This window comes from Streptomyces sp. NPDC055506 (assembly GCF_053643595.1).
In genome coordinates, this window is the sequence record NZ_JBSHKH010000191.1 from 1 (window position 1) to 11527 (window position 11527).

12 protein-coding genes are annotated in these 11527 nt (G+C 70.5%); 5 read left to right on the forward strand and 7 right to left on the reverse strand.

Annotated features, from left to right (window positions below; all coding sequences use genetic code 11):
* Positions 1–66 precede the first annotated feature (66 nt).
* From ACWIF2_RS38180 to ACWIF2_RS38195, 4 genes are all read right to left on the reverse strand, one after another.
* A complete protein-coding gene (locus ACWIF2_RS38180) occupies positions 67–798 on the reverse strand; it encodes a class III extradiol dioxygenase subunit B-like domain-containing protein (RefSeq protein ID WP_454365962.1) in 732 nt (243 codons plus the stop codon).
* Between the two features lie 83 nt (positions 799–881).
* Positions 882–2408, reverse strand: coding sequence for a tRNA (N6-isopentenyl adenosine(37)-C2)-methylthiotransferase MiaB (miaB, locus tag ACWIF2_RS38185; RefSeq protein WP_454365964.1), 1527 nt, complete (start codon positions 2406–2408; stop codon positions 882–884).
* A gap of 64 nt (positions 2409–2472) precedes the next feature.
* Complete coding sequence (locus ACWIF2_RS38190; protein WP_454365966.1) at positions 2473–3132, reverse strand: response regulator; 660 nt, start codon at positions 3130–3132, stop codon at positions 2473–2475.
* Positions 3133–3166: 34 nt separating this feature from the next.
* On the reverse strand, positions 3167–4210 hold the full coding sequence (locus tag ACWIF2_RS38195) for a sensor histidine kinase (protein ID WP_454365968.1): 1044 nt from the start codon (positions 4208–4210) through the stop codon (positions 3167–3169).
* Positions 4211–4326: 116 nt separating this feature from the next.
* Here ACWIF2_RS38195 and ACWIF2_RS38200 point away from each other — a divergent pair, with 116 nt between their 5' ends.
* Positions 4327–4812: a cation:proton antiporter regulatory subunit gene (locus tag ACWIF2_RS38200; RefSeq protein WP_454365970.1), complete on the forward strand. Its 486-nt coding sequence runs from the start codon at positions 4327–4329 to the stop codon at positions 4810–4812.
* 4 nt (positions 4813–4816) lie between these two features.
* On the forward strand, positions 4817–6040 hold the full coding sequence (locus ACWIF2_RS38205) for a cation:proton antiporter (RefSeq protein ID WP_454365972.1): 1224 nt from the start codon (positions 4817–4819) through the stop codon (positions 6038–6040).
* A 12-nt stretch (positions 6041–6052) separates the two neighbouring features.
* Here ACWIF2_RS38205 and ACWIF2_RS38210 read toward each other — a convergent pair whose 3' ends face one another.
* A complete protein-coding gene (locus tag ACWIF2_RS38210) occupies positions 6053–6472 on the reverse strand; it encodes a pyrophosphohydrolase domain-containing protein (protein ID WP_454365974.1) in 420 nt (139 codons plus the stop codon).
* A gap of 98 nt (positions 6473–6570) precedes the next feature.
* Here ACWIF2_RS38210 and ACWIF2_RS38215 point away from each other — a divergent pair, with 98 nt between their 5' ends.
* On the forward strand, positions 6571–7572 hold the full coding sequence (locus ACWIF2_RS38215) for a TAXI family TRAP transporter solute-binding subunit (RefSeq protein ID WP_454365976.1): 1002 nt from the start codon (positions 6571–6573) through the stop codon (positions 7570–7572).
* Here ACWIF2_RS38215 and ACWIF2_RS38220 read toward each other — a convergent pair.
* Positions 7562–8968 (reverse strand): sensor histidine kinase, encoded by a 1407-nt coding sequence (locus ACWIF2_RS38220; RefSeq protein WP_454365978.1) that lies wholly within the window; start codon positions 8966–8968, stop codon positions 7562–7564. The two genes, ACWIF2_RS38215 and ACWIF2_RS38220, sit on opposite strands and share 11 nt — an antisense overlap.
* 9 nt (positions 8969–8977) lie before the next feature.
* Positions 8978–9664, reverse strand: a complete 687-nt coding sequence (locus tag ACWIF2_RS38225; protein ID WP_454365980.1) for a response regulator transcription factor — start codon at positions 9662–9664, stop codon at positions 8978–8980.
* A 288-nt stretch (positions 9665–9952) separates the two neighbouring features.
* On the opposite strand from ACWIF2_RS38225, the gene ACWIF2_RS38230 reads away from it, so the two are divergent.
* Both ACWIF2_RS38230 and ACWIF2_RS38235 read left to right on the forward strand, forming a co-directional pair.
* Complete coding sequence (locus ACWIF2_RS38230) at positions 9953–10729, forward strand: amino acid ABC transporter ATP-binding protein (RefSeq protein ID WP_454365982.1); 777 nt, start codon at positions 9953–9955, stop codon at positions 10727–10729.
* Positions 10730–10811: 82 nt separating this feature from the next.
* On the forward strand, positions 10812–11527 hold a 716-nt coding region (locus ACWIF2_RS38235), incomplete at its 3' end, for a transporter substrate-binding domain-containing protein (protein WP_454365984.1).

Below are 11527 nucleotides of genomic sequence, written 5' to 3' on the forward strand. Positions count from 1 at the left end.
GCCGCGGAGCACGAGGGCTCCCGGCCGTCCGCCGTTTCCCGTGTCCAGCCGGGGCGGCCGCCCCGTCTACGACCAGGTGGCCACGAGGTATCCCACCCCGTACGGCGCGTCCTCGTACAGCAGCGATCCGCCGAGGTCCGCGCCCTCGGCCGCACCCGCCAGGACCTGCCAGGGGGCCCGGCCGGACGCCTTCAGCTCGTGCGCCAGCCGTGTGTCCAGGGCCATGAGGGCGGCCACGTCCGCAGCGCCGAGCGCACGCGCGACCTCGGCGTCGAAGGGCGCCGCCCGTTCGTCCAGATAGCCCGGGGCCTTGAGCGTCCGGCAGGCGCTGGCGTCCCCCATCACCAGCAGCGCGACCCGGTCGGCCCGTGCGGCGATGTCCCGTCCGGTCCTGGCACACCCCTCGGGCGTGAAAGATTCCCCTGTTTCCCCCACGCCGAGCCCCTCGACCGGGGCGTCGGACCACCCGGTCCGCTCCAGCAGCCAGGCGGCCACCGCCAGCGAGTACGGCAGCCGCAGTTCTCCGCGCGGGCCCGGGGCCTGCCCCAGCCCCACGTCGAGATCGACACCGAAACTCCGGAACGAGCCCCTTGTGCCCTCCGGGTAGGCCACGGGTCCGGCGCTCTCCACCGGCCCGCCCGGCCCGACGACCACGAGCCGGTCGGGCCGGGCGGCGGCGAGCACACCCAGGGCGTCCGTGCAGGCGGCCCGCGCGGCGTCCAGCTCCGGTGCGGCGCCCGCGGCTACCTCGGGGACCAGAAGGGGCGGGCAGGGGCAGACAGCGGCGGCGACAAGCATGATCGGCAGGGTAACCCCGGGGACCCGCTCGCACGCATCCCGTGCCCGGCGAACCGGCTGTGGGTCTGCCCGGGCGGGACCGGTCAGTCCAGGCCGCAGCCGCTCGTCGCGACCGGGAGCGGCTCGGGCACGCCGATCTTCGGCAGGCCGAGCAGCACTCCGGCCGACTGGGCCGGCTTGCCCGTCTTCTCGGCGTTGCGCTTCTCCCAGGCGTCGCCCGCGCGGGTGCGGCGCACGTCGAGCACGGCGCCCTCGGCGAGGAGGTGGTGCGGAGCGGCGTAGGTGATCTCGACCGTCACGACATCGCCGGGGCGGACCTCCTGGTCCGGCTTGGTGAAGTGGACGAGGCGGTTGTCGGGGGCGCGGCCGGACAGCCGGTGGGTGGTGTCGTCCTTGCGGCCCTCGCCCTCGGCGACCATCAGCTCCAGCGTGCGGCCGACCTGCTTCTTGTTCTCCTCCCAGGAGATCTCCTCCTGGAGGGCGACGAGGCGCTCGTAGCGCTCCTGGACGACCTTCTTGGGGATCTGGCCGTCCATCTCGGCGGCCGGTGTGCCGGGGCGCTTGGAGTACTGGAAGGTGAAGGCCTGGGCGAAGCGGGCCTCGCGCACCACGTGCAGCGTCTGCTCGAAGTCCTCCTCGGTCTCGCCGGGGAAGCCCACGATGATGTCGGTGCTGATCGCCGCGTGCGGGATGGCGGCGCGGACCTTCTCGATGATCCCCAGGAAGCGCTCCTGCCGGTAGGAGCGGCGCATGGCCTTCAGGACCGGGTCCGAGCCGGACTGGAGCGGCATGTGCAGCTGCGGCATCACGTTCGGCGTCTCGGCCATGGCGGCGATGACGTCGTCGGTGAAGTCACGCGGGTGCGGGGAGGTGAAGCGGACGCGCTCCAGGCCGTCGATCCGGCCGCAGGCGCGCAGCAGCTTGCTGAAGGCCTCGCGGTCGCCGATGTCGGAGCCGTACGCGTTGACGTTCTGGCCGAGCAGTGTGATCTCGGAGACGCCCTCGCCGACCAGGGCCTCGATCTCGGCGAGGATGTCGCCGGGGCGGCGGTCCTTCTCCTTGCCGCGCAGGGCCGGGACGATGCAGAACGTGCAGGTGTTGTTGCACCCGACGGAGATCGACACCCAGGCCGCGTACGCGCTCTCGCGGCGCGTCGGCAGCGTCGAGGGGAACTCCTCCAGCGACTCGGCGATCTCGACCTGCGCCTCTTCCTGCACGCGCGCGCGTTCCAGCAGGACGGGCAGCTTGCCGATGTTGTGCGTGCCGAAGACGACGTCCACCCAGGGCGCCCGCTTCACGATGGTGTCGCGGTCCTTCTGCGCCAGACAGCCGCCGACCGCGATCTGCATGCCGGGGCGGCTCGCCTTCTTCGGCGCGAGGTGGCCCAGGTTGCCGTACAGCTTGTTGTCGGCGTTCTCCCGCACCGCGCAGGTGTTGAAGACGACGACGTCCGCCTCGCCGTCGGAGCCCTCGGGGGCGCGCACATAGCCCGCGTCCTCCAGCAGACCGGACAATCGCTCGGAGTCGTGGACGTTCATCTGGCACCCGTAGGTGCGTACCTCGTATGTGCGCGTGCCGCCCACTGACTGGCTCCGGTCGATGCTGCTCATGGGGACAAGGGTAGGCGGTCGCCGGAAGTGGCTCGGTCGCCTGTGGACAACAGGGCGCGGGGGCCTACGGCTCGATGAGGCCGGCGCGGATCGCGTACCGGGTCAGCTCCAGGCGGTCGCGCATGCCGAGCTTCTGGAGGAGGTTGGCGCGGTGGCGTTCGACCGTCTTGGCGCTGATGAAGAGGAGTTCGCCGATCTCCTTCGAGGTGTGGCCCTCGGCGACCAGCTTGAGGATCTCCTCCTCGCGTTCGGTGATGGCCCGTTCCGGCAGGCCGTCGCCCCGGTGCAGCCGCTCCAGGTAGGAGCGGACGAGGGCCCGCTCGGCACCCGGGTAGATGAACGGCTCGTCGCGCACGGCCGCCCGGCAGGCCTCGACCAGGTCGCGGTCGGCGACGGACTTGAGGACGTAGCCGCTGGCTCCGGCCCTGAGCGCCTCGAAGAAGTACTCCTCGTTGTCGTACATCGTCAGGATCAGGATGTGCAGGTCGGGCAGTCGGCGGGAGAGTTCGCGGGCCGCCTGGAGGCCGGTCATGCGGGGCATGGCGACATCGAGGACGGCCAGGTCCACGGCGGTCTCCCGGGCCCGGGAGACCGCCTCGGCACCGTCCCCGGCCTCGGCCACGACCGTCAGGTCCGGCTCCCCGTCCAGGATGAGGCGCACTCCCCGGCGTACGAGGGTGTGGTCGTCGGCGAGCAGGACCCTGATCGGGGTGGGGGCGGACATCAGCGGACTCCTCGGCCTGACGGGGGCGGACACATCAGCGGGCTCCTTCCGTCACCGGCACGCGCAGGCGTACGTCGGTGCCCCGGCCGGGGGCCGGTTCGACGGTGAGGGCGGCGCCGATCAGGAGGGCGCGTTCGCGCATGCCCGTGATTCCGGCGCCCTCCGGGGCGTCGCCGATGCCCGTGCCGTTGTCGCGTACGAGGAGTTCGACGCCGCCGGGGACCTGCTGGAGGCGGAGTTCGGCGCGGTCGGCGGTGGCATGGCGGGCGGTGTTGGTCAGGCCTTCCTGGGCCACCCGGTAGACGACGAGTTCCGATTCCGGGGTCAGGGCGGGGAGGTCGCCGGTGACATGGTGGCGCACGGTCAGCCCGTGGACCGTGAACTCGGAGGTGAGCGAGCGCAGGGCGCTGGCCAGCCCGAGTTCCTCCAGGACACCGGGGCGCAGCCGGCGGGCGATACGGCGAATCTCGTCCAGACCGGCCCGGGTCGCCTCCTGCGCCTGGCCCACCTCCTCGCGCAGTTCCCCGGGCGCCCGGTCGGCGACGCGCTTGAGCTGGAGCAGGACGGCGGTCAGGGTCTGTCCGACCTCGTCGTGGAGCTCGCGGGCGATCCGCTGCCGTTCGCTCTCCTGTGCGGACAGGGCCCGGGCGGCGCCCGCGGCCCGCTCGGCCTCCAGCCGGTCGAGCATCGTGTTGTACGTCGTGATCAGCGCGGCCGTCTCCGCCGGGCCGGAGACCACCGGGCGGGTTCCCGGTCGCAGCAGGTCGGCGGTGGCCATGGCCTTGCCGAGCCGTTGCAGGGGCGCGAGCCCGAAGCGCAGCACCAGCGCGTTGCCCGCCAGCAGCAGCACCAGACCGACGAGCAGGACGAGTGCCTCGCCCGCCAGGACGGGGGTGGACACGGTGACCGGGCCGAGCAGCAATGCCGTCGCCACGACCAGGCCCGCGGCGTTGAGCGAGAAGATCCGCCAGAACAACGACACGTTCCTGGATCCGCCCCTTCCGGCCTTCGCGTACGGCACCTCCCGCTCCACCCTTTCCTGCGACCGGCCGCTGTGTATATCCGTCACAACACCCATGTCGTCACCGTACGGCCGGATGGCAGCATGCGGACTTGACCCGTCCGTTGATCGACACCGACACAGCACCACCGACAAGACAAACAAACCAAACAAGACGAAAAAGGGGAAGAAACGTGTCAGCTCCGCGCCTGAGGGCGACGCCGCTGCCGGGTATCGGGGTCCAGTACGACCTGGAGACCCGCGAACACCGCCATCTGTCGGTGGTGGCGCACCGCGACGGCACGCGCACGGTGAACGTGTACCGGGCCGACGATCCCGACTCCTGCGCGCATTCGCTGCGGCTGACCAGCTCGGAGGCGGGTTCGCTGATCGACGCGCTGAAGCCGTCCCACCACAGCCCGAGTCTGCTGTACACCACGGACCTGGGGCTGGTGGCCGAGCGGATCGAGGTGGCGGCGACCTCGCGCTGGAACGGGCGGGTGCTGGGCGACATGAAGATGCGGACGGAGACGGGCGCCTCGGTCGTGGCGGTGCTGCGCCGGGCCGAGGCCATTCCGTCGCCCGCGCCGGACTTCCGGCTGGCGGGCGGTGACAGGCTGATCGTCGTAGGGACCCGTGAGGGCGTCGACGCGGCCGCGACGATACTCGGGCGGGAGTGAGCCTGTGCACTCCGCGGTCCTGCTCATCGAGTTCGGTTCCATCATCCTCGGCCTCGGCCTGCTCGGCCGGTTCGCCGCCCGTTTCCGGCTCTCGCCGATACCGCTGTACCTCCTGGCCGGTCTGGCCTTCGGCGAAGGCGGGCTGCTGCCGCTGGGCGCGAGCGAGGAGTTCGTCGCCACCGGCGCCGAGATCGGCGTCATCCTGCTCCTGCTGATGCTGGGCCTGGAGTACACGGCCAGCGATCTGGTCTCCAACCTCAAGACGCACTACCCGTCCGGCCTGGTCGACTGCGCGCTCAACGCGCTGCCCGGAGCGGCGGTGGCGCTGCTGCTCGGCTGGGGGCCGGTGGCCGCCGTCGTCCTGGCCGGTGTCACCTGGATCTCGTCGTCCGGCGTGATCGCGAAGGTGCTCGGCGATCTGGGCCGGGTCGGCAACCGGGAGACACCCGTCATCCTCAGCGTGCTGGTGCTGGAGGATCTGGCGATGGCCGTCTACCTGCCCATCGTCACGGCACTGGTGGCGGGCGTCGGTCTGATGGCCGGCAGTGTGACCCTGGCGATCGCGCTGGGCGCGGCCGGGCTCGTGCTGTTCCTCGCCCTCCGCTACGGCAGGCTCATCTCACGGTTCGTCTCCAGCGACGACCCGGAGAAGCTGCTGCTGGTGGTGCTGGGCCTGACAATCCTGGTCGCGGGTGTCGCGCAGCAGCTCCAGGTGTCGGCGGCGGTGGGTGCCTTCCTGGTGGGCATCGCGCTGTCGGGAGAGGTGGCGGAGGGTGCGCACACCCTCCTCAGCCCGCTGCGCGACCTGTTCGCGGCGGTCTTCTTCGTCTTCTTCGGACTGCACACCGACCCGTCCAGCATCCCGCCGGTCCTGCTGCCGGCCCTCGCACTGGCCGTCGTCACGGCCCTGACGAAGATCGCCACCGGGTACTGGGCGGCCCGGCGCGCCGGGATCTCCGTCAAGGGCCGCTGGCGGGCTGGCGGTGCGCTGGTGGCCCGCGGGGAGTTCTCGATCGTCATCGCCGGACTGGCGGTCGCGGCCGGCATCGAACCGTCCCTCGGCCCCCTGGCCACGGCCTACGTCCTCATCCTGGTCGTCCTGGGCCCCCTCACCGCGCGCTACACGGAGCCGGTGGCGATGTGGTGGAGCGGACGCCGCGAGGCCCGTCGGGGAGCCCCGGATCCCGCGCCCCGGAAGGCCGAGGCGGAGGCGCCGGTGGGCGACTGAGGAGGGGGTGGGTCACCTCGGGGACCTCTGGTCACTGCCCGAGGCCCACCCCTGCCTCCGCAGTACCCCCGGCACGTCCGGTGCCTCGTAGTGCTCGCCCTTGAGGACCTTGCCGTCCTCGCGTCGGGAGACCGTGCCGTCGGGGCCGATCTTGGTCATGTTGGAGCGGTGGATCTCGGTCAGTACCGCGTCGAGGTCGATCCCATGGACGAGGGCGGTGCCGTACGCGACGTAGACGACGTCCGCCAGTTCGTGGGCGAGTCTGTCGAGCGGGCCCCGGACCGAGACCTCGGCGACCTCCGCGGCCTCCTCCGCGAGGAGTTCGCCGCGGTGGGCGGCGAGTTCCGGGGAGACCTCCGTCGGGGTACTGCGGGCGTCCAGGCCGAAGGCGAGGTGGAATTCACGGACCAGGTCAGCGGGCGAGGAGCTCATGGGGACGACAGTAGCGGCCGCCACTGACACTCCTGCCCGTCCCGGTTCCGGACCCCGCCCCTGGTCAGCGGGGCACCAAGGCTGGCAGGATCTCGCGCATGTCCAAGATGTTCCCCCGTATCGGCAGGCGCCGGGCCCTGCAGGGCGGCGCCGCCTCCCTCCTGGTCCTCGGGCTGCTGCTGTCGTGGCTGCGCCCCTGGGCCGAGGAGCCTCCGGGCGGGGCGATCACGTTCAGCACGGGCACGCGCGCCGGGGTCTACCACGAGTACGGCGAGCTCCTGCGCAGCGAGATCGACCAGGACATGCCGGACCTGAGGGTGCGCCTGCTGACCAGCGCCGGGTCGCAGGAGAACGTCTCGGACGTGGCGACGGGCAAGGCCGACTTCGCCATCGCGGCGGCGGACGCGGTCGCCACGTACAAGCTCGACCACGGTGCGAGCGCCGGCCGGCTGCGCGGTATGGCCCGCCTGTACGACGACTACCTGCAGCTCGTCGTACCGCCGGACTCGGACATCCGCTCCGTCGCGGACCTGCGGGGCAAGCGCGTCGCCATAGGGCTGCCGAACTCCGGCGTGCGGCTGATCGCGAACGGGGTCCTCAAGGCCGCCGGGATCGACCCGGAGAAGGACATCAAGCCCTCCTCGGACGGCATCGACACCGGTCCCAAGCGGCTGGGGCACGGCCTCGACGCGTTCTTCTGGTCGGGCGGACTGCCCACGGACGGGCTCAGCCGCCTCGCCAAGAAATCGTCGTCCGCCTTCCGGTTCGTGCCGATCGACGCCGGGCTCGTCGCCAAGCTGCACGACCAGGGCGGTGCCACGCGGTACTACCGCGCCACCAAGATGCCGGAGTCGGCCTACCCCACCATCCAGCGTGGTGACCCGGTGCCGACCCTGGCGGTGTCCAACCTGCTGGTCACGCGCAGTGACATGAACCCCCGGCTCACCGAGTGGCTGACCCGTACGGTGATCGACAGCCGGGACGGCATCGGCGCGACCGTCCACTCCGCACAGCTGGTCGACGTCCGCACGGCGATCTACACCGACCCGCTCCAGCTGCACCGCGGCGCCCAGCGCTACTACCAGTCCGTCAAGCCGTAGGGCCCGACCTCGGCACCGTCACCGTCACCCGCAGCCCGTGCGGCTCGTGACGGTCGTACGCGATGGAACCGCCGCCCGCCGCGAGCAGCGCCCGCGAGATGGACAGTCCGAGGCCCGAGCCCTTGATGTTCTGGTGGCGGCTGCTGCGCCAGAAACGGTCGCCGATACGGGCCAGCTCCTCGTCGCTGAGGCCGGCGCCGTGGTCGGTGACGACGATGGTGGAGGTGTCGCCGTCGAAGGCGACGGTCACCTCGACGGTCTGGTCCTCGGGGGTGAACTTCACCGCGTTGTCGATGACCGCGTCCAGCGCGCTGGACAGCGCGACCGGGTCGGCCCACCCGGTCGTGGGCGGGCAGTCGCCGACCAGGCGTACGCCCTTGGCCTCGGCGGTCGGGGCCCAGGCCGCGAGGCGTTCGGCGGCGAGCTCGCCGATGTCGGTGATCCTCAAGTCCGCCTCGGTGTGCTCGGCCAGCGCCAGATCCAGCAGATCGTCCAGGACCTGCGCGAGACGCTTGCCCTCGGCCTGGACGGAGGCGATCTCCTTGTTGCCCTCGGGCAGTTCGAAGGAGAGCAGCTCGATGCGCAGCAGCAGCGCAGCGAGCGGGTTGCGCAGCTGGTGCGAGGCGTCGGCGACGAAGGCGCGCTGCTGCTCCAGCACGTCCTCGACGTTGTCCGCCATCTCGTTGAACGACCGGGCCAGACGCCTGAGTTCCGGCGGTCCGCCGGCGGCCGCGACCCGGGACTTGAGCCGCCCGGTGGCGATGTCGTGGGTGGTGGCGTCGAGGACGCGTACCGGCCGCAGGACCCAGCCGGTCAGCCGCAGGGCGGCGCCGACGGCCAGCAGCATCGCGGCTGCCTCGCCCGCGCCGATGACCAGCCAGCCGTGCAGGGTGCGCGAGCGCATCTGCCCGGTGGGCGAGTCGGTGACGACGACCGCGACGACGTCCCCGTCCCGGATGACCGGCGAGGCGACCACCAGGTTGTGGCGCTGCCAGGGCCAGACCTGCTTCGGGTCGTGGCTGCGGCGGCTGAGCAGTGCCTCGTCGAAGGCGTCGCGCACCTCGCCCTCTTCCGGCAGGGACCACTTGGCCGGTGCGTGAGCCATGGCACTGCCGCTGCGGTAGAAGACGCCGGCGCGGATGCCGTAGACGTCGTAGTAGCTGTCGAGTTCGCTGCTGAGCGTGGCCAGGCGTTCGTTCTCGAACGCGCCGGCGGTGCCGGTGGGCGAGTCGGTGACGAACTGGGCGAGGGCGGCGAAGCGCGCGGTGTCGTCGATCCGGTCGACGACGACCTTCTGCTGCTGGGCTCCGGCCAGGCTGACGGCGAGCGGGACGCCGAGCGCGAGCAGCACGGCCGCCATCAGGATGATCAGCAGCGGGAGCAGACGAGTGCGCACCCGGCCCCGCTATCCGGCAGGCGCGACGAGCCGGTAGCCGACTCCGCGTACGGTCTCGATGAGGGCCGGCATGCGCAGCTTGGCGCGCAGGGACGCCACATGCACCTCAAGAGTGCGCCCGGTCCCCTCCCAGCTCGTCCGCCACACCTCGCTGATGATCTGCTCCCGGCGGAAGACCACCCCGGGCCGCTGCGCGAGCAGGGCCAGCAGGTCGAACTCCTTGCGGGTCAGCTGGACCACCGCCCCGTCGACACTGACCCGGCGAGTGGGCAGCTCTATGTGCACGGGCCCGAGGCGCAGCGCGGTCTCGATGCCGCTGGAGGTGTCCTCGTGGGAAGTGCGCCGGCTCACGGCGTGGATGCGCGCGAGCAGTTCGCCGGTGTCGTACGGCTTCACCACGTAGTCGTCGGCGCCGAGGTTGAGGCCGTGGATGCGGGAGCGGACATCGGAGCGCGCGGTGACCATGATCACCGGGGTGGCGGTGCGCTTGCGGATCTTGCCGCAGACCTCGTACCCGTCCTGGTCGGGCAGGCCGAGGTCGAGGAGGACGACACCGAAGCAGTCGCTCTCGGGGACGAGTGCCTGGAGGGCCTCCTCACCGCTGCGCGCGTGCGTGACGTCGAACCCGTGCCGTGCCAGGACCGCCGACAGGGCGGCGGCGACGTGGTTGTCGTCCTCGACGAGCAGCAGTCTCATCCGGGCCCCCTTCGGTTCACTGGCCGTACGATCTATCTGTGTACAAAAACGCGTGCACGCGCGCGTGCACGCCTTGCAGTCACGCTGATGGATGAGGACGACGTCAAGAGGGTTCCGGTTGCGGAGAGGTTCCGTTACCCGGCCGATATGAGCGCTGCTCACAAGTGCTACGACACGTGTCCGATTGCTATCGGATCGTGATGCTCAGATTCCCCTCAGATGTAATGACGCAGGTCGTAGAGGGTAACTACTGTCCTCCGAAACCGAGGAGGACGGAGCCTGAGAGCGATGACCGAAGTATCGGTGGCCAAGGAAGATGTGGCCGCGACCGGCGAACTGGTCGTCCTGAAGAGCGTCAACAAGCACTTCGGCGCGTTGCACGTACTCCAGGACATCGACCTGACGATCGCCCGCGGCGAAGTCGTCGTGGTCATCGGACCCTCCGGGTCCGGAAAGTCCACCCTGTGCCGCACCATCAACCGCCTGGAGACGACCGACTCCGGCTCGATCACGATCGACGGCAAGCCGCTGCCCCACGAGGGCAGGGAGCTGGCCCGGCTGCGGGCCGACGTCGGAATGGTCTTCCAGTCCTTCAACCTCTTCGCGCACAAGACCGTGCTCGAGAACGTGATGCTCGGCCAGATCAAGGTCCGCAAGAAGGACAAGAAGGCGGCCGAGGAGCGTGCTCGGGCCCTGCTCGACCGGGTCGGCGTCGGCGCACAGGCCGAGAAGTACCCCGCACAGCTCTCCGGCGGCCAGCAGCAGCGCGTCGCGATCGCGCGGGCGCTGGCCATGGAGCCGAAGGTCATGCTCTTCGACGAGCCGACCTCCGCGCTCGACCCCGAGATGATCAACGAGGTGCTGGAGGTCATGCAGCAGCTCGCCCGCGACGGCATGACCATGATCGTCGTCACCCATGAGATGGGCTTCGCACGATCGGCTGCAAACCGCGTGGTGTTCATGGCGGACGGCCGAATCGTCGAGGAGGCTGCGCCCGACCAGTTCTTCAGCAATCCGCGCAGTGATCGTGCCAAGGACTTCCTCTCGAAGATCCTCCACCACTGACGGCGCGGGTCGCGCCGGACGCGCCCTACGTCGCTCGCCCTTTGTGGGCCCGCATCTCTTCACCAGCCAAAGGATGTTCATCATGAAGCTCCGCAAGGTCACCGCCGCCTCGGCCACCGTGTTCGCCCTCGCCCTGACCGCCACCGCGTGCGGTGGTGACAACAGCACGGGCGGCGACTCCGGCTCTGATGGCGGCGGCAAGACGATCACGGTCGGCATCAAGTTCGACCAGCCCGGCCTCGGCCAGAAGACGCCGCAGGGTTACGCCGGTTTCGACGTCGACGTCGCCACTTACGTCGCGAAGAAGCTCGGTTACAACGCGGACCAGATCGAGTGGAAGGAAGCGAAGAGCGCCGACCGCGAGACCATGCTGCAGCGTGGTGACGTGGACTTCATCGCCGCGACCTACTCGATCACCCCGGAGCGCCAGGAGAAGGTCGACTTCGCCGGGCCTTACCTGCTGGCTCACCAGGATGTGCTGGTCCGCGCCGACGACAACAAGATCAAGTCGCCTGAGGACCTGAACAACGCCAAGCTCTGCTCGGTGACCGGCTCCACCTCCGCGCAGAACGTCAAGGACAAGCTGGCGCCCAAGGCTCAGCTGCAGCCGTACCCGACGTACTCCGCCTGTCTGCCGGGCCTGCAGAACGGTGCCGTCGACGCGCTGACCACCGACGACTCCATCCTCGCGGGTTACGCCGCCCAGTCGCAGTTCAAGGGCAAGTTCAAGCTCGGCGGCTTCAAGCTGACGAACGAGAACTACGGCATCGGCGTCAAGAAGGGCAGCGACCTCAAGGC